At 52.9% G+C, this 21,892-nt stretch carries 19 protein-coding genes and 1 tRNA gene; 3 read left to right on the top strand and 17 right to left on the bottom strand.

Annotated elements, in window-relative coordinates:
• Position 1: 1 nt before the first annotated feature.
• Positions 2 to 1,027: a hypothetical protein gene (locus tag KHS78_RS00890; protein ID WP_211824298.1), complete on the top strand. Its 1,026-nt coding sequence runs from the start codon at positions 2 to 4 to the stop codon at positions 1,025 to 1,027.
• A gap of 57 nt (positions 1,028 to 1,084) precedes the next feature.
• Here KHS78_RS00890 and KHS78_RS00885 read toward each other — a convergent pair whose 3' ends face one another.
• Positions 1,085 to 1,549 carry a hypothetical protein gene (locus tag KHS78_RS00885; protein ID WP_211824296.1) on the bottom strand — a complete coding sequence of 155 codons (465 nt, stop codon included), beginning with the start codon at positions 1,547 to 1,549 and terminating at the stop codon, positions 1,085 to 1,087.
• A gap of 35 nt (positions 1,550 to 1,584) precedes the next feature.
• A complete protein-coding gene (locus tag KHS78_RS00880; protein ID WP_211824294.1) occupies positions 1,585 to 2,799 on the bottom strand; it encodes a pyridoxal phosphate-dependent aminotransferase in 1,215 nt (404 codons plus the stop codon).
• Between the two features lie 95 nt (positions 2,800 to 2,894).
• Between KHS78_RS00880 and msrB the strand changes: the two genes are divergently transcribed.
• The gene (msrB, locus tag KHS78_RS00875) at positions 2,895 to 3,305 is read left to right on the top strand and encodes a peptide-methionine (R)-S-oxide reductase MsrB (RefSeq protein WP_211824292.1); all 411 of its coding nucleotides are present in this window, start codon (positions 2,895 to 2,897) and stop codon (positions 3,303 to 3,305) included.
• A gap of 9 nt (positions 3,306 to 3,314) precedes the next feature.
• On the opposite strand, the gene KHS78_RS00870 is transcribed toward msrB, so the two are convergent.
• Together KHS78_RS00870 and KHS78_RS00865 are read right to left on the bottom strand one after the other, a co-directional pair.
• Positions 3,315 to 5,669 carry a hybrid sensor histidine kinase/response regulator gene (locus tag KHS78_RS00870; RefSeq protein WP_211824290.1) on the bottom strand — a complete coding sequence of 785 codons (2,355 nt, stop codon included), beginning with the start codon at positions 5,667 to 5,669 and terminating at the stop codon, positions 3,315 to 3,317.
• A gap of 65 nt (positions 5,670 to 5,734) precedes the next feature.
• A complete protein-coding gene (locus tag KHS78_RS00865) occupies positions 5,735 to 6,388 on the bottom strand; it encodes a glutathione S-transferase family protein (RefSeq protein ID WP_211824288.1) in 654 nt (217 codons plus the stop codon).
• Between the two features lie 125 nt (positions 6,389 to 6,513).
• Between KHS78_RS00865 and KHS78_RS00860 the strand changes: the two genes are divergently transcribed.
• Positions 6,514 to 6,589: transfer RNA gene (locus KHS78_RS00860), tRNA-Glu, on the top strand.
• An 88-nt stretch (positions 6,590 to 6,677) separates the two neighbouring features.
• Here KHS78_RS00860 and KHS78_RS00855 read toward each other — a convergent pair.
• From KHS78_RS00855 to arcA, 13 genes are all read right to left on the bottom strand, one after another.
• Entirely contained in the window at positions 6,678 to 7,103 is a 426-nt protein-coding gene (locus tag KHS78_RS00855) for a nucleotide triphosphate diphosphatase NUDT15 (protein WP_211824286.1), read from the bottom strand.
• A gap of 92 nt (positions 7,104 to 7,195) precedes the next feature.
• Positions 7,196 to 8,146 carry a carbamate kinase gene (gene arcC, locus KHS78_RS00850; RefSeq protein WP_211824284.1) on the bottom strand — a complete coding sequence of 317 codons (951 nt, stop codon included), beginning with the start codon at positions 8,144 to 8,146 and terminating at the stop codon, positions 7,196 to 7,198.
• Positions 8,147 to 8,523: 377 nt separating this feature from the next.
• Positions 8,524 to 10,371, bottom strand: coding sequence for a V-type ATP synthase subunit A (locus KHS78_RS00845; protein WP_211824283.1), 1,848 nt, complete (start codon positions 10,369 to 10,371; stop codon positions 8,524 to 8,526).
• A 64-nt stretch (positions 10,372 to 10,435) separates the two neighbouring features.
• Positions 10,436 to 11,122 carry a DUF2764 family protein gene (locus tag KHS78_RS00840; RefSeq protein ID WP_211824281.1) on the bottom strand — a complete coding sequence of 229 codons (687 nt, stop codon included), beginning with the start codon at positions 11,120 to 11,122 and terminating at the stop codon, positions 10,436 to 10,438.
• A gap of 82 nt (positions 11,123 to 11,204) precedes the next feature.
• The gene (locus tag KHS78_RS00835; protein WP_211824279.1) at positions 11,205 to 11,879 is read right to left on the bottom strand and encodes a hypothetical protein; all 675 of its coding nucleotides are present in this window, start codon (positions 11,877 to 11,879) and stop codon (positions 11,205 to 11,207) included.
• Positions 11,880 to 11,913: 34 nt separating this feature from the next.
• Positions 11,914 to 12,363, bottom strand: coding sequence for an ATP synthase subunit C (locus KHS78_RS00830; RefSeq protein ID WP_211824277.1), 450 nt, complete (start codon positions 12,361 to 12,363; stop codon positions 11,914 to 11,916).
• 3 nt (positions 12,364 to 12,366) lie between these two features.
• On the bottom strand, positions 12,367 to 14,166 hold the full coding sequence (locus tag KHS78_RS00825) for a V-type ATP synthase subunit I (RefSeq protein WP_211824275.1): 1,800 nt from the start codon (positions 14,164 to 14,166) through the stop codon (positions 12,367 to 12,369).
• 36 nt (positions 14,167 to 14,202) lie between these two features.
• Positions 14,203 to 14,796, bottom strand: a complete 594-nt coding sequence (locus KHS78_RS00820) for a V-type ATP synthase subunit D (RefSeq protein WP_211824274.1) — start codon at positions 14,794 to 14,796, stop codon at positions 14,203 to 14,205.
• A 3-nt stretch (positions 14,797 to 14,799) separates the two neighbouring features.
• Positions 14,800 to 16,179: a V-type ATP synthase subunit B gene (locus tag KHS78_RS00815; RefSeq protein ID WP_211824272.1), complete on the bottom strand. Its 1,380-nt coding sequence runs from the start codon at positions 16,177 to 16,179 to the stop codon at positions 14,800 to 14,802.
• 446 nt (positions 16,180 to 16,625) lie between these two features.
• On the bottom strand, positions 16,626 to 17,564 hold the full coding sequence (arcC, locus tag KHS78_RS00810) for a carbamate kinase (protein WP_246505965.1): 939 nt from the start codon (positions 17,562 to 17,564) through the stop codon (positions 16,626 to 16,628).
• 144 nt (positions 17,565 to 17,708) lie between these two features.
• Positions 17,709 to 18,713 carry an ornithine carbamoyltransferase gene (gene argF / locus KHS78_RS00805; protein ID WP_211824270.1) on the bottom strand — a complete coding sequence of 335 codons (1,005 nt, stop codon included), beginning with the start codon at positions 18,711 to 18,713 and terminating at the stop codon, positions 17,709 to 17,711.
• A gap of 214 nt (positions 18,714 to 18,927) precedes the next feature.
• A complete protein-coding gene (argF, locus tag KHS78_RS00800) occupies positions 18,928 to 19,929 on the bottom strand; it encodes an ornithine carbamoyltransferase (protein ID WP_211824268.1) in 1,002 nt (333 codons plus the stop codon).
• Positions 19,930 to 20,101: 172 nt separating this feature from the next.
• Positions 20,102 to 21,325: an arginine deiminase gene (gene arcA / locus KHS78_RS00795; protein ID WP_211824266.1), complete on the bottom strand. Its 1,224-nt coding sequence runs from the start codon at positions 21,323 to 21,325 to the stop codon at positions 20,102 to 20,104.
• Positions 21,326 to 21,892 lie beyond the last annotated feature (567 nt).

Here is a 21,892-nt window from a genome sequence, read left to right as displayed (position 1 = left end):
TATGGAATTATCACGTCCAAGCTGTAGTTCTTCAAATTTGAAGAATGCTGGACAGCAAAGATCTTCTCAGGATTTAGATGGGGAGGGAGGTGTTCGCTCGACATCTAAAAAGAGAGCCAGATGTGAATCTGGTTCAGCAGGTAATAGCCCAAAAAGAAATCCGGGTGTTGAGCTATTAGAGCCATCGAAAGTCAATGCTGAGGTTGCAAATTATGAGGTGCAGGAATCTTTATCTGATGTTGAAACTATTTCGGGTAGAAGTGTGGAGATTCTATGTGATGATTTTTCTGAAATGGATTCATCCTTCACTCATGAATTAAATGATGTATCTTCTGATATTTCAGGCGTTGAGGATTTATTGGCTGATTTTTTTAGTGATGAAGAACAGGAGACACTGTCAGGTGCAAAGAGTGAAGATAGTGCTAGCTCTGCATCATCAGATTCAGAAGATTCAATGGGAGATTTTTCTGATGATGATGGTTCTCGTTTGTTTATGCATACTGCTATCAGGGATATAACAACGCTTGAATATCCAAACTATTTGATGGGTAAATATGCGTGCCGTGAAAATTATTTAACGGATTCTGAAGAAGTACGTGTTAGAACGTGTCTTGAAAATTGGAAGTCTGGTTATGAGGTAAGGTTGTCATGTGAAGGGTGTGATATTAATTCTTTGATGTTGCGGAAATTAATCAATGGAATTGGCAATGATATGCGGCTTCTTTCTTCTATAACTGAAAAGAGTACTATTTCGCTTTATGTAGAAGATAAGCAAAATGTTGGGTGTGGTGCCTGTTTTTTGTATGTAGTAGCTACAGGAAAGCAAAAAACTGCCATGGTTGAAATGGTGCAATATTTTGCACCGCCAATGGTGCGTGAGGATTTTTGTTTAAGTGAGTTGTTTAATGTTTTCTTTCATCATCTAAAAACTACAGATGTTGTTAGAGTGGAAATTGACGTTTACTCAACAGAGTTGGAAAGTATTCTGGAATCATTTGATTTTGAACGAGAGGATGAAAAAGGCTAAAAGGCATTGAACATTAGTATTACTAATGCTTCAGCCCTTCAGGAATGGTGAGATCACTTATGAAGTGCCGTCGGTTGTATTACAGTCGGCGGGTAAAATCTCATGCCACATATTTGCCAGTACTTTTCGCAGTTTGTAAGGGGTTCCATCTCTTTTAGCTTGCCGCAGTTGCGCCGCCAAAGTGGCTTGTTGCAGGCCTACAATTGGAGGTGATGTTGAGTCGATACTTGCATGATTCACTGGTGTGACCAACTTCAGAAATGCCTTTTCTGTAAGCGTTACCTGATCCAGTCCGTTGAAACCTATGCGATCCTCGTACCGCAGATAACCCTCTTCCGCTAGCCATAGCATGGTCTGATAACAGGCCATGTGGCGTTCAGAGGGAATGCCGTACTCATCCACAGGGGCGCAGTCTGCAATGTCATCCACATACAGCGCATCCTTGCGCGGAAAATGGCCATACAGCTTCAGGAGTATGTATGCACAGTCCTGAAAGAAATCATCGATATGAATATCAGCCATGATCCTGCTGCGTCCTTTTTTGTTTGATGCGACTATTACTGGCGAATTCTGTCCAGATATTTTGCCAGCCTGTTAATGGCAATTTCCAGCTCATCGACCCGCGGCAGGGTGACAATCCGGAAATGGTCATTGGCCGGCCAGTTGAAACCGGAGCCCTGAACCAGAAGCACCTTTTCCTGACGCAGCAGATCCAGAATGAACTGTTCATCATCTTCGATGGGGTACATCTTCGGATCAAGTTTCGGGAACAGGTACAGTGCGCCTTTTGGCTTTACACAGGTGACGCCGGGAATGTCGGTGATCATTTCCCAGGCTTTGTCTCGCTGCTCTAGCAGGCGGCCGCCTGGTAATACCAGATCATTGATACTCTGGTAGCCACCTAGCGCCGTCTGAACGGCATGCTGGGAAGGTACATTGGCGCACAGGCGCATGGAGGCCAGGATGCCCAGACCTTCTATATAATCCTTCGCCTTATGTTTGGCACCGCTCATCACCATCCAGCCGGTACGGAAACCAGCCGCTCGCCAGGACTTGGATAACCCATTAAACGTTACAAACAACACGTCGTCGGCCAGAGAGGCCAGTGCCGTGTGTTCGGTACCGTCATAGAGAATCTTGTCGTAAATTTCATCGGCAAAAACGATCAGGTTGTGCTCGCGAGCCAGCTCGACGATGCCTTCCAGTATCTCCTGCGGATAAACGGCACCCGTTGGGTTATTGGGGTTGATGATCACAATGCCACGGGTTTTCGCAGAAATCTTACTGCGAATGTCGTCCAGGTCAGGGTACCAGTCGGACTGCTCATCCTTGATGTAATGCACCGCGCTGCCACCGGCAAGATTGACTGCCGCCGTCCAGAGGGGGTAGTCCGGCGCGGGAATCAGCATTTCATCGCCGTTGTTCAGCAGTCCCTGCATGGCCATGACGATCAGTTCGCTGACACCATTGCCAACAAAAATATCTTCAATCTCAACGTTACGGATGTCCCGTTGCTGGCAATACTGCATGATGGCCTTGCGGGCGGAAAACAGGCCTTTGGCATCGCAGTAACCCTGGGACGCGGGCAGATTGAGGATCATGTCCCGGATGATCTCTTCCGGGGCATCAAAACCAAACGGCGCCGGATTGCCAATATTCAGCTTGATGATGCGCTGGCCTTCTTCTTCCAGCTTTTTGGCTTCGCTGAGCACGGGGCCGCGAATTTCATAACAGACGTCGAGCAGTTTGGTCGACTTGAGAATTTCAGACATAGCTGTCCCGAAAAAACTGACCGCTGCAGGCTCTGGTCAGCGGTCATTGTGGGTGTTAAGGTCGAAATCATACCGCGTCCGGAGGAGGGAAACCATTGTCAAGATCAGATCGTAACGATAGCCGTACTGACGACAAGTGGCGGGAACAGCTGACACCAGAGCAGTACCGGGTCTGTCGGCAGCAGGGGACTGAACCGCCATTTACTGGTGCCTTGTACCATTGCAAGGAGAAAGGTGAGTATCACTGCAGCTGTTGTCATCAGCCGTTGTTCAGTTCAGAGGCAAAATATGATTCGGGCTCAGGCTGGCCGAGTTACTGGCAACCGCTCTCGGATGACGCAGTGACCACAGAATACGATACCTCTCATGGAATGGTGAGGGTTGAAGTGAAATGTGCCGGATGTCAGGCTCATCTTGGCCATGTATTTCCCGATGGACCCCAGCCAACAGGTATGCGCTACTGCATTAACTCTGTTGCACTGTCATTTGTCCCACCCGAACAATAACACTATCCCTTAAAGCCACTTTTCGAGCGTTTGCTTCAGGGTGCTACGGTCAAAGGGCTTGGCGATGTAATCCTGCATGCCGGCCCGATAGCAGCGTTCACGGTCATGACTGAGGGCGTTGGCTGTGAGCGCTATCACGGGCATATCACAGGTTTTTGCGTTGTTCCGCAGTTGTCGGCAGGCTTCATAGCCATCCATAACGGGCATGTTGCAATCCATTAATACCAGATCAAATAACGCTTGCTGGCAGCGATCCAGGCATTGTTGTCCGTTCCGTGCTGTTGTTACCTGGTAACCTAATTGCTCCAGCATGCCTTCTGCGACCATCAGATTCGTTGGATTGTCCTCAACAACCAGAATACGGGTGGTCATGGGGTGTGTTTCCTGGATAATGACATTGGGTGGCGTCATTGAAGAGGCTGTTGCATGGTGAATGTCAGGACCGATGAGTTCTGAAAGAGTCGCATGAAGGTGATCTTTTCTGATGGGTAATGACAATGCGACAGCATCGGTTTTAGGGACATCGGAGGCGGTATTACCTGAACTCTGTAGCAATAGGGTTGGATTCTGTCTCTCAACAACCAGGTGCTGAATGTGTGTCAGCAGGAGAGCCGTCTTTGAAAAACGTACCAGGTCCTGCTGCTGCCATGGGCCGTGCCAGCTGGGAACCCAGCTATCAAGTCGCCATTCACGACAGTAGTTGTAAAGGATAGAGGCTAATACGGGGGGAGCTACGATCGCCACGGTCGTACTGGTGATGATTGTTGCAGGGTGGTTTAGTAGGTATGGCTGTGCTTCCTGCACTGTTTGTTCAAAGGGCAACACCACCGTAAAACGACTTCCTTCATTGGGTTGAGATTCCACGGTGATGGAGCCTCCCATCGCCTCAGCAATTTTTTTCGACAGGGCCAGTCCCAGGCCGGTACCGCCAAATTTTCGGGTGGTATCAGATGATGCCTGTGAAAAAGCGGTAAAAATATCCCCCTGCATGGCTTCGGGAATACCGATGCCTGTATCACGAATCTCAACATGCAGCTGGCACCGTTGATCAGTCTGCACATCGGCCCAGGCTCTGAGAGTGACGCTACCTTGATGGGTAAATTTGATGGCATTACCCAGCAGGTTGGTCAGTATCTGGTGTAAACGGGTGGGATCGCCCACAACAGTATGGGGGAGGGAGCGATTCAGTTGATTCTGCAGGATCAGGTTTTTGTCAGCAGCGCTTTGCCCCAGCAGTGCCGTCGCGGTTTCCAGCGTATCGTGAAGATCAAAAACAATGGCTTCTATCGTGAGTTTGTCGGATTCAAATTTCGAGAAATCGAGAACATCATTGAGCAGTTGGACCAAAATAATGCCGGATTCACGGGCCAGCTGCAGTTTTTCCTGTTGTGACTCAGTTGGGTTGTCCCCGAGTAACAGGTCAATCATGCCCAGAATGCCATTGATAGGGGTTCGCACTTCATGACTCATGCTGGCCAGCATGGAGGCACGGGTTTTAGCCATCAGTACTGCGTCCTGGCGGGCCTGATCCAGTTCCTCGTTGGAATCCCTGAGCTGGCGGTTACGGGCATTCAGTTCAGCGGTTCGGTTATCAACAATGTTTTCCAGATCAACCAGGTAATTTCTTAATTGCTTTTCTGCCTGCCGACGTTTTTTCAGGTTGGTGGAAATGACATGCAGCAGGCGATTGATGGAGTCAACCAGGCTACCGATCTCATCATACTCATGACCTGCCGGATACTTCAGCGCAATGGGGGTGCGGGCATGGTTGTTTACCCGACGTAGATCCCGGGTCAACGCGGACAGCGGTTGGGTTGTCATGCGGTAAAACAGAAGCAACAGGACAATAGCCAGAATCAATCCCTTAATAATGGCAGTGACGGCAGTAACGACTGAGCGCTTGATAAAACTGCTGCCGTAAATATAGGTATCGATTTCCAGTATCAGGAAGCCCAGCTTTTCTTCTGGATCGTAGGCGACACGTAGTGGTTTTTTGTATTGGCGTGTCTTGCCAAACAGGGTATCGCTGACAACACGGGTAGTGTCGTGTTGTATGTCTCGGGAAATGGCTGCCAGTGGCGTGTTGTTTTCATCCGTCATTTCGGCACGGATGATAGCGGGGGATCGGAGGAGGCCTAGCAGCAGTTCCTGGGCCAGTTCTTCGTCAATATTGTAGGCGATGCGTGCAGCCGGTGTACTGCTGATATTGAGCAGTGCCTGCATCTCCTGATCAATGGCATGATCCTGTTCGTAGAAGTCCAGTGTGACCTGTATAACGCTGAACAGTGCACCAATCAGGAAGGTGAGTATCAGCGTATTTCTGGCCTGTTTGTAAGACAGGCGTTCACTGAGTCTGGTTTTCATAACATCCCTGTCATACTGCCCGTTACCTGTTTTATCAGGATGCCGGATTTCCCTGTTGGTGAGTACTATTTTTTCATTTTCTGGATAATGGCGCACTCTTTCTCCCAGGTTTCCACCACGGCAGTGAGTTGCATTAACCGGTCAAGGTAAGCGCACAGGTGTGGATACTGGTCACTGTCAGGCTGTTCACCCCCATGCCTAAAGGAGAGAAACTGACTGAGAACGGCAATGTCCGCCAGAGTGATGCTGTCGCCTACCAGGAATTCATTGTCTGTCAGTGTTTGCTCCAGATAAGCGAGCATGGGGGGGAGTTTCTTGGTTAATGCTTTTTCGATTGCCGCTTCATCGCCCGGTTTTCCCAAAGACGGAAGAAGAAAACGGTTTCTGAAAATGGTGAAGGTTAAATGAGGCGCCAGTTCATAATCGGCATACTTTTCAAACCATCGCACACGAGCTGCATCCAACGGATTATCAGGTATCAGTCGTGTTGTATCAGACAGGGTATCCAAAAACTGGCAGATCACACTGGAATCGGCAATGGGTGTGTCGTCAACAGTTAAAACGGGTATGCGCTTGAGAGGATTGAGTTCTACAAACCAGTCAGGGAAATTGAAGGGTAAAACAGGGGTCAACTCATAAGTCAGTTCTTTGAGTTTCAGGGTCAGAATGGTCTTCCTGACAAAAGGCGACAGCGGTGCCCCCAGGAGTTTGAGTTTCATTCTTATCATTCCTCTCCTTTATGCGTCAGGAGAGTGTACATGACCGCGATGGAATGTGAAAAAGAATAGCGATCAGGCTGTTGACTCTCGGAAAGTGAACCCCTATTATTGCCGCCGTCCATGAGGTCCCCTTCGTCTAGTGGCCTAGGACACCGCCCTTTCACGGCGGTAACAGGGGTTCGAGTCCCCTAGGGGACGCCATATTTGAAAAAGCCTTCTTGCCTAGTAAGAAGGCTTTTTTTATGTCGGTAATAAATGCCAAATAATGCCGGTATTGTTCGGCTTCTCGTTATGATTGTTCATCAGAAAGCAGAACAAATCCCTGCTGTTTCAGGTTTTCCAGCGAAGTGAAGAGTGGTTTCGGCAGGGCGTTCCAGTCAAACCATGACCAGCCTTTGCATTTTGCCGGTTCCATTGTGCAGGGTTCCCCCTCAGATTGTCTGGCCCTGACAAACAGTGTGACGTAGTGCTTTCCTTCTTTTTCGAAAATGTCGTTTGTGAAAGCTACAGGCTCAATATCGCTGATCTTGAGACCTGTTTCTTCCAGTGCTTCGCGAATAGCGCAGTCTGCAGGGGTTTCGCCGAATTCCAGGTGGCCACCGGGCAGTGCCCATGTATCCGCACCATGTGAACCCGTGCGTTCACCCAGCAGAATTTTGCCGGCTCGAATGATAAAGACACCAACGCCAACGGCAATGGTGGATTGCGTTTTCATAGGTCAATAAACCTTGGAGGTAGGGGGGCTGGTACGGGGAAGTATAAAGAAGGGAGGGAGAAGAGGCGGAGGCAAAGCCTCCGCCAGGCAGATCAGGCTTGGGCAGCCTTGCGACCTTCGTGGTAGGAGATCCCTTCTGCTTCTTCGGTGATCCAGGTACCGGCTACGCCGTTAGCAATGTTAACGACGTCGTACAGGCTACCGATACCGGCGAACTTGCCGCCCTTACGGACGAAGTTGGCAGCGGCTTCGATCTTCGGACCCATGGAGCCAGCAGGGAAGTCCAGAGAGGTGATCGCGTCAGGCGTCGCCTTGTGGATTTCTTTCTGGTCAGGCTTGCCGAAGTTGATGCATACGGCACTGACGTCGGTCATGATGATCAGCGCATCGGCACCCATCTGTTCTGCCAGGATGGCAGCGGACAGGTCTTTGTCGACAACGGCTTCAACGCCAACCAGCTTGCCGTTTTCGTCCTTGCGAACCGGTACACCGCCACCGCCAGCACAGATAACCAGAGCGCCTTGCTCGGCCAGCTTGCGGATCATTTCAACTTCAATGATGCCCTGGGGCAGCGGAGAAGGTACAACGCGACGGAAGTATTCGCCGTCAGCCTTGATGGCCCAGCCTTTTTCGGCGGCCAGGGCTTCAGCTTCTTCTTTGCTGTAAACCGGACCAACGAATTTGGTCGGGTCCTGGAAAGCAGGATCGTTGGCGTCAACCAGAGTCTGGGTCACCATGGTCGCGATCTGGGCGCCATTGGTGTGGTTGTACAGTTCCTGCTCCATCATGTAGCCGATCATACCGGCAGTTTCTGCGCCCAGTACGTCCAGCGGATAAGGGGCAACTTTGGTGTAGGCAGCGTTTTGCAGAGCCAGCAGACCAACCTGGGGACCGTTACCGTGAGTCAGGATTACTTCGTGTTCCTGGGCAACTTTGGCAATCATTTCAGCGGCTTTGCTGATGTTTTCGCGCTGGATATCAGCTTCCAATGGCTGACCGCGCTGCAGCATGGCGTTACCGCCCAGAGCGATGACAATACGCATGACAGGATTCCCTTACTTTCTTAGGTGATTCGATGATCCATTCCGGTTTTTTATCGGCACCGGTACTGGATTGTATATCCGAGAGGGGATTCACTCCGGTATAGACCCATATTAGGTGCGCTAGTTCCGATTCCTAGTGTGTTTTGTACGTATTTCGACCAATAATCGACGGTGCATTGACATGGGATAAGGTTTACGTGTCACTACGGTTATAGTTATTTAACACTTGGTAAGTGAGTGGCGGTGTTGTTGATAAATATCGTTTTCTTATTGGCTTTTCAGGTAGTGAAAATTCGGTTGAATCGACCATTTTCAGTGAAAAAAAAACAAAGGCCGGAAAATGCCGGCCTTTGTTTCTGTAAGGATACAGTCGTCTATCAGGCCGCTTCGGCGCTGACAGCATACTGGTTGCGCAGATCCTTGATCTTTTCCAGGTAGTCCTTGTATTCGGACGAATCCATGTGCGCATAGTTGAAGTTCTTGTACAGACCGGTCAGCTTCACGAAGAAGTCGCGGGCGACGTTCTTGTCAGCGAAGTTGTAGTCCTGACGAATCAGGTCAACGATCAGGCGGAAGCTGAACTTCTGACGTTCCAGGGAGCAGGCTGCGTCGATATGATCGAAGGCGTCCTGCTGCAGGTAGACCATGTCCAGGAACAGGGACTTTTGGAACTGAATGTAGTCGCTCAGCGTGACACCTTCTTCACCGGTGACCTGCATCATCTGGTTGATGCTTTCGCCGCGAACCAGCAGCTTGTGCATCTCGCTGACCATGGGAACCCAGTCAGCAGTCAGATTGGCATCATACCAGGGCTTCATCTGATCCAGGTAGCGGGACCAGGAGATCAGCGGGTCAACAGCGGGGAAGAAACGCTTGTAAGCGCGGTCGTAGGACAGGCCCAGGAAGCATTTTACTGTGGACAGGGTGGACTGTGTCACAGGCTCTTCGAAGTTACCACCGGCCGGGGATACCGTACCGATCATGGTCAGGGAGCCGGATTCACCGTCTTCGTTGCTGATCACGCCCGCACGCTCGTACAGACCCTTGATGGCGGAGTCAATGTACGCCGGGAAACCTTCTTCACCTGGGATCTCTTCCAGACGGTTGGAGGTTTCACGCATCGCCTGCGCCCAACGGGATGTTGAGTCAGCCAGGATCAGAACGTTGTAACCCATCTGACGGTAGTACTCGCCCAGGGTCAGGCCGGTGTAGATGGAGGCTTCACGGGCCGCAACCGGCATGGAGGAGGTGTTACAGATGATGGTGGTACGGTCCATCAGGGAGCCGGCGCCACTGGGATCCTGTAGCTTCGGGAACTCGTCGATGGTTTCAACCACCTCACCGGCACGTTCACCACAGGCGATAACGATAACGATGTCGGCAGAGGAGTACTTGGACAGCATGTGCTGCAGTACGGTCTTGCCAGCGCCGAACGGTCCGGGGATACAGCCGGTGCCGCCACGGGCGATCGGGAAGAAGGTATCAACCAGACGCTGCTGGGTGATCAGGGGCTCAGTCGGGTAGTGACGGGTGGTCTTGCCGCCTTTCTGGGACAGGGTCTCAGAAATGGAGCGACGTACCGGCCAGCGCTGAATCATGTTCAGTTCACGTTCTTTACCCTGCTCGTCGCGGACACGGGCCACAACGGTATCAACGGTAAAGGTACCTTCCTGAATCCAGTCAACGGTGATGCTGCCGGTCAGATCAAAGGGAACCATCACTTTATGGGTGAAGCGACCTTCCTGGACAGTACCCAGGGTCTCACCACCACGCAGGACGTCACCGACACGGGCCTTGGCGACAAAGGACCAGGTTTTGGTGCGGTCCAGGGCTTCTGCCTGAACGCCGCGCTGCAGGAAGGTGCCGTGCAGCTGGGCCAGGTTTTCCAGCGGGTTCTGCAGGCCGTCATAGATCTGGCTCAGGATACCCGGGCCCAGTTCCACGGACAGCAGCTGACCGGTCTGGACGATATAGTCACCAACAGCGACGCCGCGGGTGTCTTCGAAGACCTGGATGTCAGCGGTCTTGCCGTGAACCCGCAGCACTTCAGACATCAGCATCTCATCAATGCTTTCGTTCTGCTTGCGGCTGGGGATGACGTAAACCACTTCGTTCTTGACGAGGGCGCGGCTGTCATCGCCCTTGTCGATGGTTTCAATGGTGATGATGTCACCATTGACGGCCACGACGCGGGCTGTGGCGTTTTGTTCGTGCGTTGTACTCATAACGCGATAACCTTTTTCTAGCACAGTCGGTACATTGACCGTTCTGCAGATGAAATCGTCGTGATCAGTTGCTGACCGGCAACTGGTCCCTGAATTCGCCGAGGCTCTTGTCGATCAGCTTGCGGAACCGGAGCTGTGCTTTGCCAGTGTCGTAACTGGTCCAGCGGGCTACCAGGTTCCAGCGCAGTACGTAGATAACCACTGCCTCGAAGTCGAACTGGTGGCGGGTGGCCAGCCGGTTCAGCTGATCCCAGACAGCCTGCAGCAGGGTTTTTTCCAGTTCAACACAGTTGCCGGTGCGCAGGCACTCAGCCACTTTGCTGATCCAGGGAAACGCCTTGCCAAGACCCAGGGTCGGTGAGCTCCAGTGGCTACGAATGTATTCGTAGCGGGTGCCGTAACTCCACTTGGCAGTGGTTGGCGCCGCTTCACCCAGGTGCTTGCGGCGCAGGGCGGCTACGATGGTGCGCATATCCAGGCGCCAGTCCACGAGTTCGCGCAGCGTCTGGCTATCCAGTTGATCCCGGGCTTTTTCAGCCAGGCGGATCAGGGCGCTTTCGTTGACATCGTCTGCCAGGTGATCCCAGTGCAGCAGATTCTCGATCATGACCAGACGTTCCTGATCGGCCATATCCAGCATGGACAGGCGACGGTCCAGCTGGAAGCGGGAGATCGGGGTGATCCGGCTGTTGAACAGAGAATCAATGTGCGGCAGCGAGGTCAGCAAGGTATAACAGGCATTCTCAGCCATGGCTTGCTCCTTAACAGCCGCTGCCGGAGCCGATAGCCGGATCTCAAAAGAGTCCGGTTACCGTCAGCCGGCAGCGTAAGCCTTAATTGATGATGCCTTCCAGCAGCGCGCGGAAGCGGGGCTGCAGGTGCTTCAGCAGCATGGTGCTGACAGCCGTGTCATCCAGCTCAACTTCGATGTTCTTCTCGCGCAGGCGGAAGGTCACGCCGGTCTGCTTCTCGCCACCGACCTTGAAGGTGACGCCGTTGCTCAGCATTTCCTTACCCTGGCGCACTGCGAAGTAGGCCAGAGAGCCTTCTTTCAGTGCTTCCGGGTGCTCACGCAGATCTTCAACACCGATGGCCTTGCGGGGCAGGATCACTTCGACGTTTTCTTCACCGCGCAGGCTATTGCGACCGGCCACTTCGAGAATCATCTTCTCGAGGATGCCCTGGTCTTCCATATCGCGAGCGACCGTCAGACGGATCTGCTCAGAGAATTGCTTGAGCAGGAAGTCTTTCAGTTCCAGCACGGCGTTACGGCCGGCCAGTTCCAGGGACTCTTCGCCAGCCTTGATGGTGAAGTCGGCTTCTTTTTTCGCCTTGTTCACCAGGTCAGTGGCCTGCATGCGTGCTTCTTCCAGAATCCGGTCCGCTTCAGCGCGGGCGTCGGAAACAATCTTGTCGGCTTCAGAGCGGCCGTTGGCAACGCCCTGATTGCGGAGCTTCTCGATCAGCTCCTGTACCCCGACGGATACGTTACTTGCTACTTCAGTCATGACTTCACCCTGTTGGCAACGTTAATCGACAGGCTTAGGCGGCGATGTTGCCAGCCAGTACCAGGGCGAATACGAAGGCAAATACAGAGAAGCCTTCTACGATAGCCGCAGGGGCGATAGACAGACCGAAGATTTCAGGCTTGTTCTTGGACGCATTGATGGCGCCGGCAACCGCTTTACCCTGGTAGATAGCGGTGAACAGCAGCGCCAGACCCGCCAGAAGGCCGATGCCGAAGAAGGCCGGTGCAGTGTCAACGGTCAGGGGAGTACCCATCAGGATGAACATGATAACGATACCCAGGATGCCCTGAGAGGAAGGCAGTGCGGACAGACCGATGAACTTACCGTAACCGCTTTCAACATCCAGCATGGCGCCACAGGCCGCCTGACCGGAGATGGAGCAACCCATGCCGGAACCGATGGCGCCCAGTGCCATAGGAGCAAAAATACCAGCCCAACCCAGCAGCAGCATATAGTTTTCCATGAATCAATCCTCTTGCTTTTTAAATGGTTTAAACGGGTAGCCTTCTTCAGTCAGGCTCCACTTGAAGAACTCAATCACATTCAGGCGCAGGCCGTGCACAACACCACCCATCAGGGAGAGACTGATATTGAGCAGGTGACCCGCGATCAGGATCAGGGCACAGAACAGAACACCGATACCTGGCATGCGGTCCAGAACCTGGAATGCCAGCGTATTGAAGGTCACAGCCAGAGACGCGCCGGCAAGGCCAAGGGCAAACAGACGCATATAGCTCAGAATATCGCCGAAAACACTGGAGATATTGTAAAGCGCATGCAGGCCGTCAGCGATCCGGAACAGTACGTCTTTCGCGCTGGAGACCGGGCGTGTACTGGTGAACAGGAAGATCAGCACTGCACCGGCGATGGCTAATGCAGGACCAAACGTTGTTTTCCAGACCAGTGCCAGGTCACCTGTTATGCCGAGCCAGATGGCAACGCCACCGGCTATAGCCAGTGTCCATCCCAGGGGGGCCAGTGCATAGAGGCGCGTTCGGTTATTCCAGGCAGTGACCAGGTTCGCGATCACGATATGCGTCGCACCAATGATGATAGAGACCTTCATCATGGCGCCGTAATTATTCATATCGATGAAATGCAGCGAGCCAAAGAGCGTGTCCTTGTCTGGCGTGTAACCGAAATAACTGCCGGAGCTGATGCCCCAGACAATACCGATACCTGACATGAAGTAGGCCAGATTACGGATGCGGATGCCTGTCTCGCTGGCACCCAGTTTCTTGCGGAACAGGAACACGAGCCCGCCGAGGATGGCGCAGTAGGCCGCGTCGTTCATGATCATGGCAAAGAACAGGGAGAACGAGAAGAACACCACAGTGCTGGGGTCCCAGGTCCGGTAACCGGGCAGCTGGTAGAAAGCCATGGCTTCCGTACCGCCGGCGACGGATTCCGGGTTGTCCAGCAGGGTCGGCGGATTGTCTTCCGGCGCCGGGTCTTCGATGGTGGCGGCTACGGCAAAGGAGGCGACAAAGTTACTGGCGCGCTCTTCTTCGTCCGCAGGCAGCCAGCCTGAGACCAGGAAAAACTGGTCATCGTCGAGAGTAACACGACGAGCGTCTTCCAATGAGCGGGTGTCTTCCTTGCGGGCAACGATCTGGCTGAGGACGTAGAGCCAACGGGTCAGAGACTCCCGTTCACCCTGGATATCCTCCACCTTCATTTCCGCTTCTTCCAGCTGGTGTTCCAGGCTGGACAGGGAGTCACCACCCACATGGGAGCGCTTGACCGGCAGCAGGTTGACGTCCGGTTCTGTTTTGTTCAGCAGGACGACGTAGCAGTTTTTGTGATCACGGTGCACCACTTCCCAGGGCATCTCGATATCCTCGAGTGCCGCCATGTCATGGTGGGGAATCACGTAAAACCACAGTCGGATATCATCCAGCTGATTCAGTTCCGGAAAGGAAAAATCGCCCCAGGGGCGAACTTCCTGGATCCGCTTGATCAGGTTGTCACGGGCATCAGACGCGGCACGCAGCTGGTTCTTGTTGGCAAGAACCTTGGCGACTACCTCGTCAGTGTCCATGGCATCCATGCGACGGATTTCCCGTCGCTTGACCGGGCAGCTCAGGAGGTGACTATAGGCCTCCTTTGCAGCCCGGGGCTCACTGAGCTCGCCTTCGGGGGCAGCCGCAGTCTCAGCCAGGGGAATCAGGTGAATACACCCCATTTCCTGTAATCCGCTGAGCACGGCTTCCTTCTCGCTGGCTAGCCCATAGAGCGTGATCTTCTTGAGTGTTTTGATACTCATGCTCTTTTCCAGCTTTAGGCTGACTGCCGGGGCAGGTCAGCTGGCCATCTTGGTTTTGGAGATCTTGGCGTTCACCACCGCAGCACGATCCATATCGGACATGAAGATCTTGATCTTCGCGATATTTTTGTTGCTGCGTGGGATCAGAACCTTGGAGAACAGGTTCACACGCTGGGACGTGGTGCGGGTCGCTTTGCTGATTTCCTGGTAGCGCAGTTCGCGCACCAGCATCTCAACATGCAGTTCCACCATTTCCTTCAGGCGTTCCACCAGGAAATCCACCCAGTGAGGTTTGGTCAGGTAGCTGTACGGTGCGACTTCTACCTCAACTTTCTCAACGACAGGAACGGTGGTACCGACGATGTTCTGTTCGCCCAGAACGACATTGGTCACCCGTACCAGACCTTCGACGTTGATATCCTCACAAGCGAGCATTGGTAGTTGCTCACTGACGTCTTTCTCGATCTGCTCAATACGCTCGCGCGCTTCCCTGACAGCATCCTCTGCTTTTTTCCGCTCCGCCATCAGCTGCTGACGCTTGAGTTCCAGCGCCGGCAGGTAACGGTTGAACGTTTTCAGGTTGCGCTTTTCCCGGTTAAGCGAGCTTTTGTTCAGCGCAATCTTGGCCATGGTTTATGCCCCGGCGGTTTCAGTGGCAGCTGCCGCAGCAACCTGGGATTTCACGGGCCAGTACTTCTCGATCAGGCTCTGCTTCATCAGCGTCTCTTCTGGGCTGAAGCAGTCAGCCAGGATCTTCCATGCCAGGTCGAGGGCTTCTTCCAGGCTCATGGAAACGTCCAGCTTCATGAAGTTTTCGATGAACTGGTCACCGAAGCGGATGACTTTCTCATCGTACGGAGACAGTTCGAAAGCCATCGCCTGCTTCTGCTTGGCGTTCACGGAATCGGAATAGAAGCGGATCATGGTGTTCATGATCTGGCTGTGGTCTTCCCGGGTTTCCTTGCCGATAACCATCTGCTTCAGACGGGACAGGGAACCGAACGGGTCGATAACGCCGTCGTGCAGGTAGAACTGACCTTCGGTGATGTAACCGGTGTTATCCGGAACCGGGTGAGTCAGGTCGTTACCTGGCATGGTGGTCACTGCCAGGATGGTGACGGAACCGGCGCCCTTGTAGTCGGCAGCCTTCTCGTAACGACGAGCCAGCTGGGAGTACAGGTCACCCATGTAACCCCGGTTAGCCGGGATCTTGTCCATGGCAACACCGATTTCTTTCATGGCGTCGGCGTAGGAGGTCATGTCGGTCAGCAGAACCAGGACCTTCTTGCCTTCTTCCACGGCGAAATGCTCGGCCACTGCCAGAGACATATCGGCGATCATCAGACGCTCAACGGTCGGATCAGAGGCCAGGTTGGTGTACATGACGGTACGGGAAGATACGCCGGCTTCTTCGAAAGCCGTCTTGAAGAAGTGGTAGTCATCGAAGATCAGACCCATGCCACCGAAGACAACGACGTCCGCTTCTGCCTGGATCGCGATCCGGGCCAGGAACTTGTTGTAGGGCTCGCCGGAGACGGAGAAGATCGGGATCTTCTGGGATTCAACCAGGGTGTTGAAGACGTCGATCATGGGTACGTTGGTCCGTACCATGCGTGACGCCAGTACCCGACGAATCGGGTTGACGGAGGGGCCGTCGATTTCAACACGGGGATCCTGGTCCAGTGCCGGTCCGCCATCAATCGCCTCACCCGCGCCGTTGAAGATACGACCCAGAATGTTCGGGGAGTATACGGCTTTCATGGGTTCGCCGAGGAAGCAGACAGCGGCGTCAGTGGAGAGACCTTTGGTGCCCGCAAACACCTGGAGGGAAACTTCTTCGCGGTTCAGCTTGATGATCTGCGCAAGCGAATAGGCCTGGCCATTCTGCTCAATCAGGGCGAGATCACCGTTTCGCGCCTGAGCATTACTGTCGCTCAGGTTGGGTACTTCGACCCGGATAATGTCACCAACAATACTCAGAATGTTGGTATAACGTAACAGACTCTGGGACATAGCCTTCTTCCTGTCCTTTATAATTCGGGCCATGGGGCCCTGCGTCAAAGGGAAAACAAATGCTTCAGACCCGATGGGCATATATCCACAATACGCAACCGCCCGTTATGGCTGAAAACAGATTCCGTCACCTTGCCGACGAAAACTCTGTCACCCTGAACAACTAACGGCGCCGCAGTTTTCGTAAACCCTTATCCGGTGATAGATCAAAGCCTGCCAAACAACGTTAGCCGGTTAAACCGGCGGCAATTGCGGGACCAGGCCCGTGGCAAACCCTGTTTTCAAACACCGTTGGCAATGGTATAAACCGTCGCCGCCGGCTGTGTCCGTACATACCATGCGCAGACACTACTTTGCCGCGAGATCCCAGTCATACCACTTCGCAGTGTGAGGCTGACATCTCCCGGCTAGTGAGAGGCTGTAATTGGAATAGTTGTCTGGTCGGTTCAGTCGTAATAGGTGATACCACCGGGTACATCTACCTTGACAAAGGTGCCGGAGCGTCCAAGCAGGATTTCCGCCGCCTTGTCCAGCGAACCGATGGCACCAAACTTACCACCGGAGCGAACGAAATGGCATACGGATTCTACCTTAGGTCCCATGCTACCAGCCGCAAAGGGGAACTTCTCAAATTCGTCCGGTGAGCATTCTTTGATCTTTTTCGAATCCGGTTGACCGAAGTCGGTTTCGACGGCTGGGACGTCAGTCAGCAGTATCAGGGCATCAGCTTCCAGGCCTTCGGCCAGCGTGCGTGAAGCGCGATCCTTGTCCACAACAGCTTCGACACCATGCAGCATGTTGTCAGCATCCCGACGGACCGGGATACCGCCGCCACCGCCACAGATCACGGTGATATCGCCCGATGACACGATGTGTCGCAACGAGGGCAGTTCCAGTATTTCCATGGGTTGCGGCGAGGGTACGACACGGCGGTAATAGTTGCCGTCCTGTTTCAGGGTCCAGCACGGGTTGGCTTCCTGGATGACCTGGGCTTCTTCGTAGGTATAAACCGGCCCGACAAATTTATCAGGACTCTCAAACGCGGGATCATTGGGGTCAACGATCGTCTGGGTGGAAACCGTGCAGACTTTGCGGCCCGGCATGAAGTTGCGCAGTTCCTGTTCAAACATAAAGCCAATCATGCCCTGGGTCTGCGCGCCCAGAACATCCAGTGGGTAATTGGCCACCGCTTCGTAGGCTTCATTCATCAGGGCCAGCAGGCCAACCTGCGGGCCATTGCCGTGGGTCAGTACCACCTGGTGATCTTTGGCGACTTCGGCGATGGACTTGGCAGCGGTTCGAATATTTTCACGCTGGATGTGTGCCTCAAGGGGTTGGCCACGCTGTAGAATCGCGTTTCCTCCCAGGGCCATGACAACTAACATATCCCTGATCCTCTGGATGGGTCGGTCAATGATCGAATCGTGACAGGTATTGTCCATGGATGACAGGTGTCATCCATGGCATTTGTGGTCAATCAATACCCGCGCTCAAATGCACTCTTTGGGGGTGCGGGGGAAGATGATCGGTCAGTCGCCCAGTGTGGCTACCATGATGGCTTTAATGGAGTGCATACGGTTTTCGGCTTCGTCAAAGGCGATACAGTATTCTGACTCAAACACATCTTCAGTCACTTCTACGCCATTTTTAAGACCATACTGTTCTGCGACCTCTTTGCCGACAACGGTTTCCGTATTGTGGAATGCGGGCAGGCAGTGAAGGTATTTTACCTTCGGGTTGCCGGTTTTTTTGATGACATCCATATTGACCTGATAGGGCTTCAGGGCGCCCACCCGCTCATCCCACACTTCTTTGGGTTCGCCCATTGATACCCAGACATCGCCGTACAGGAAGTCGCAGTCCTTAACGGCCTTGCCGACGTCTTCAGTCAGGGTGATTTTGGCGCCTGTCTGTTCAGCAATCTTGTTGCACTCATCAACAATCCATTTTTCCGGGAAGTAGCTGCTGGGGGCGGCAATGCGGAAATCCATGCCCATCTTCGCAGCGCCGACCATGAGTGAGTTGCCCATGTTGTTTTTGCCGTCACCGAGATAGCACCACTTCATCTGGTGAAGCTGTTTGCCATTGCCATGTTCCAGCATGGTCATGAAGTCAGCGATAATCTGGGTGGGGTGAAACTCATCGGTGAGACCGTTCCATACGGGAACGCCGGCATATTCTGCCAGCTCTTCAACGTGTTCCTGTTTGAAACCCCGGAATTCGATACCGTCATAGAAACGGCCAAGGACCCGCGCCGTATCTTTTACGGACTCCTTGTGCCCCATTTGAGAGCCTCCACCTATGTAGGTCACGTTAGCTCCCTGGTCGAAGGCGGCTACCTCGAATGAGCAGCGGGTCCGGGTGGATGTTTTTTCAAAGATCAGGGCGATATTTTTACCTTTCAGTCTCTGTTGTTCACAACCGGCGTACTTGGCGCGTTTGAGGTCGCGACTGAGGTCCAGCAGGAATTGCATTTCTTTCGGGGTGAAATCCAGCAGCTTGGTGTATTTACGATTGCGCAGGTTGAAAGACATGGTACTGAATCCTCTTGGATACTGAGGGATTGAGTAGATAGCCTGTCGTTGAAGTGGCAGGTGATGAAACACGACTACAGGATAGTACATACTGCATTCGCTGCTTGTTTTCGTTGTGGGAAGGGCTGAGGCAGGGGAGGTTGCGGTAACGGTGTGTTATTCAGGGTAATAAAAAAGAGGGGCTTAGCCCCTCTTTTGGTCTATCAATAGCAGATTAGTCGCCCAGAGTGGCAACCATAACAGCCTTGATAGTGTGCATACGGTTCTCAGCTTCGTCGAAGGAGATGTTGTAGGCAGATTCGAAGACTTCTTCGTTCACTTCCAGGCCTTCCATGCCGAATTTCTCGGCGATTTCCTGACCAACCTTGGTTTCAGTGTTGTGGAAAGCAGGCAGGCAGTGCATGAATTTAACGTCTTTGTTGCCAGTCTTGGCGATGACGTCCATGTTCACCTGGTAAGGCTTCATCAGGTCGATACGCTCGGCCCATGCGGACTCAGCTTCACCCATGGATACCCATACGTCGGTGTACAGGAAGTCAACGCCGTTAACGCCTTCAGCAACGTCTTCGGTCAGGGTGATTTTGGCGCCGGTTTCTTCAGCGATCTTGCTGCAGGTTTCAACCAGAGACTCTTCTGGCCAGAATGCCTTGGGAGCAACCAGGCGAATGTCCATGCCCATCTTGGCTGCGCCAACCATCAGGGAGTTACCCATGTTGTTGCGAGCGTCGCCCAGGTAAGCGAACTTGATTTCGCTCAGCTGCTTGCCTTTGCCGTGTTCGATCATGGTCAGGAAGTCAGCCAGGATCTGGGTGGGGTGCCATTCGTCAGTCAGGCCGTTCCAGACAGGAACGCCAGCGTATTCGCCCAGTTCTTCAACGGCTTCCTGGGAGTAACCACGGAATTCGATACCGTCGTAAAAACGGCCCAGAACGCGTGCGGTATCCTTAACGGATTCCTTGTGGCCCATCTGGGAGCCGCCACCGATGTAAGTGACGTTGGCGCCTTGATCGAAGCAGGCAACTTCGAATGCGCAACGGGTACGGGTGGAGGTCTTTTCAAAAATCAGGGCAACGTTCTTGCCTTTCATGCGCTGCTGTTCGCAGCCAGCGTACTTGGCGCGCTTCAGGTCGCGGGACAGGTCCAGCATGTACTGGATTTCTTTGGGTGCGAAGTCGAGCAGCTTCAGGAAGTTACGGTTACGTAGATTGAAGGACATGGTCTTTAAATCCCTAAAAACAATTTTTTGTTAAGGACAATCTGCCGCTTTTCGCGGCAGATTGTTGTTTCACTCATGGTACTCCGGCGGCGGGTTCTGAATCACTGACCGTCTTGTCAGTAGTACTTTACCGTTTGTCCCGTCAGAGTGCCTGATTCTTGCAGGAAGGTAATTAGATACCTTCACGTTCCATTGGGCAGCTCATGCAGCGAGCGCCGCCGCGGCCGCGGCCCAGGTCTTCACCGGGAATGGTCAGCACGGTGATACCGGCTTCTTCCATGTTCTTGACGGTGTAGATGTTGCGCTCATAAGTCACAACAACGCCAGGACGTACGGTCAGAACGTTGTTGGCATCGTTCCACTGCTCACGCTCAGCTTCGAAGATGTCACCGCCGGTCGGGATCATGCGCAGTTCAGGCAGGTCCAGAGCGCGGGCGATGGATTTCACAAAGCCGTCCTTAACGGTGGTGAAGACGATTTCTTCGTTGTCGCCAGGCGTCAGTTCCCAGCAGGCGATGTCGTCACGCATGATGTCAGGGTAGTAAGTGAAGCAGTCAACATCCATCTGGGTGAAGACGGTGTCAAGGTGCATGCAGCTGCGCAGCTTGGGCAGTTCCAGGGCGATAACCTTGGTAGCCTGACCGGTCTTGAACAGGCCGCGAGCCAAGTGCTCAACACCTTGAGGGGTGGTGCGCTCGGACATGCCGATCAGTACCGCGCCCTTACCGATAACCAGTACGTCGCCGCCTTCAATGGTGGACAGTTCGTAGTTACGGTCTTCGTTGCCGAAGTAGGTGTGGAAGTCCGCATCCTTGAACATCGGGTGGAAGTTGTAGATGGAGCGCATGTGAACGGTTTCACGCTTACGAGCCGGCTTGGCCATTGGGTTCACGGAAACGCCGCCGTATACCCAGCAGGAGGTGTCGCGGGTGAACAGGTGGTTCGGGATCGGATCCAGAATGAAGTCAGTCTGGTTCATCACACCCAGAGTGGGGCTGCCGCAGGAAGAATTCAGTTCAGAAACGGTCAGGCCGCCGATCAGGTGGGAAGCCAGATCCTTGTCGCTCATTTCTTCGAAGAAGCTGCGAACGTCTTTGGCCAGTGCGTTGCCGTAACGCAGAGGGTTGACCTGACGGTCCAGTACCCAGGACTTGGCTTCAGGGTTGGCCAGTGTTTCTGCCAGCATGTCGCGCAGCAGGAATACTTCAACGCCGTTGTCACGCAGAACCTGTTGGAAAGCGTCGTGTTCTTTACCTGCCTGCTCAACGCGCAGAACGTCGTCGAACAGCAGGCCTTCGCAGTTGGAAGGTGTCAGGCGGCGCAGGGACAGTTCGGGACGGTGCAACAATACCTTTTTAAGTTGACCAACCTCGGAACCAACGTAGAAGCGTGACATCATCTTTCTCCTGAATGTCTGATGTACATGAATAAGTGCACATGACTGTGCATAAGCTTAAGTCGCCTTCGCAGTCTGGCTGGGTCAGTCCGTTGGGCTGAGGCAGTCGAGTGACTGTTATAAAGGCGATAGAAATCCGGTATGTATAATGTATGTCGATTTGTGCTTACCAAAGTACTGGATATATCGACATAGCATTAGAAAATTCTTAAATCTCGTTAGGGGATGCCCCCTAATGCGGTGCCTAGACTAGACCTGCAGTAATCCTTTGACATTACGTATTAATACCCATTTTCCGGTTTTTAGCCTCTAACTAATACGTTTGTTTTACTATTAAAAAAAAGTTTGGGATTCGTGGCAGAAAACAGTGATTAATTAGTGATTAAATCGGCAAATATCTTGATAAAAATCATGGTTGAGCGCTGTCGTTTTTGATTGGGCACAGGTTATGGCTGTTATTGATAGTATTTATGAGGGCATTTTTGTGTCAGTGTCGTTTATGCAAAAAGGATGTCTATCGACTATATAGTGAACACGTCAAATCAGTCTGCATGAGTCCCAGAGTCG

The sequence above is a fragment of the Kistimonas asteriae genome (assembly GCF_018263925.1).
GTDB classification, from domain to species: domain Bacteria; phylum Pseudomonadota; class Gammaproteobacteria; order Pseudomonadales; family Endozoicomonadaceae; genus Kistimonas; species Kistimonas asteriae.
This window is presented reverse-complemented; position numbering and strand designations above follow the sequence as displayed.

Excerpts from the sequence above, each read along its gene's own strand:
- arcC (WP_246505965.1), bottom strand. The coding sequence starts at position 17,564 with ATGTTAGTTGTCATGGCCCTGGGAGGAAACGCGATTCTACAGCGTGGC.
- KHS78_RS00815 (WP_211824272.1), bottom strand. The coding sequence starts at position 16,179 with ATGTCCCAGAGTCTGTTACGTTATACCAACATTCTGAGTATTGTTGGT.
- KHS78_RS00820 (WP_211824274.1), bottom strand. The coding sequence starts at position 14,796 with ATGGCCAAGATTGCGCTGAACAAAAGCTCGCTTAACCGGGAAAAGCGC.
- KHS78_RS00830 (WP_211824277.1), bottom strand. The coding sequence starts at position 12,363 with ATGGAAAACTATATGCTGCTGCTGGGTTGGGCTGGTATTTTTGCTCCT.
- KHS78_RS00845 (WP_211824283.1), bottom strand. The coding sequence starts at position 10,371 with ATGAGTACAACGCACGAACAAAACGCCACAGCCCGCGTCGTGGCCGTC.
- KHS78_RS00825 (WP_211824275.1), bottom strand. The coding sequence starts at position 14,166 with ATGAGTATCAAAACACTCAAGAAGATCACGCTCTATGGGCTAGCCAGC.
- argF (WP_211824270.1), bottom strand. The coding sequence starts at position 18,713 with ATGTCTTTCAACCTGCGCAATCGTAAATACACCAAGCTGCTGGATTTC.
- KHS78_RS00840 (WP_211824281.1), bottom strand. The coding sequence starts at position 11,122 with ATGGCTGAGAATGCCTGTTATACCTTGCTGACCTCGCTGCCGCACATT.
- KHS78_RS00885 (WP_211824296.1), bottom strand. The coding sequence starts at position 1,549 with ATGGCTGATATTCATATCGATGATTTCTTTCAGGACTGTGCATACATA.
- argF (WP_211824268.1), bottom strand. The coding sequence starts at position 19,929 with ATGTCCTTCAATCTACGTAACCGTAACTTCCTGAAGCTGCTCGACTTC.
- KHS78_RS00880 (WP_211824294.1), bottom strand. The coding sequence starts at position 2,799 with ATGTCTGAAATTCTCAAGTCGACCAAACTGCTCGACGTCTGTTATGAA.
- KHS78_RS00855 (WP_211824286.1), bottom strand. The coding sequence starts at position 7,103 with ATGAAAACGCAATCCACCATTGCCGTTGGCGTTGGTGTCTTTATCATT.
- KHS78_RS00835 (WP_211824279.1), bottom strand. The coding sequence starts at position 11,879 with ATGACTGAAGTAGCAAGTAACGTATCCGTCGGGGTACAGGAGCTGATC.
- KHS78_RS00865 (WP_211824288.1), bottom strand. The coding sequence starts at position 6,388 with ATGAAACTCAAACTCCTGGGGGCACCGCTGTCGCCTTTTGTCAGGAAG.
- KHS78_RS00870 (WP_211824290.1), bottom strand. The coding sequence starts at position 5,669 with ATGAAAACCAGACTCAGTGAACGCCTGTCTTACAAACAGGCCAGAAAT.
- KHS78_RS00890 (WP_211824298.1), top strand. The coding sequence starts at position 2 with ATGGAATTATCACGTCCAAGCTGTAGTTCTTCAAATTTGAAGAATGCT.
- arcC (WP_211824284.1), bottom strand. The coding sequence starts at position 8,146 with ATGCGTATTGTCATCGCTCTGGGCGGTAACGCCATGCTGCAGCGCGGT.
- arcA (WP_211824266.1), bottom strand. The coding sequence starts at position 21,325 with ATGTCACGCTTCTACGTTGGTTCCGAGGTTGGTCAACTTAAAAAGGTA.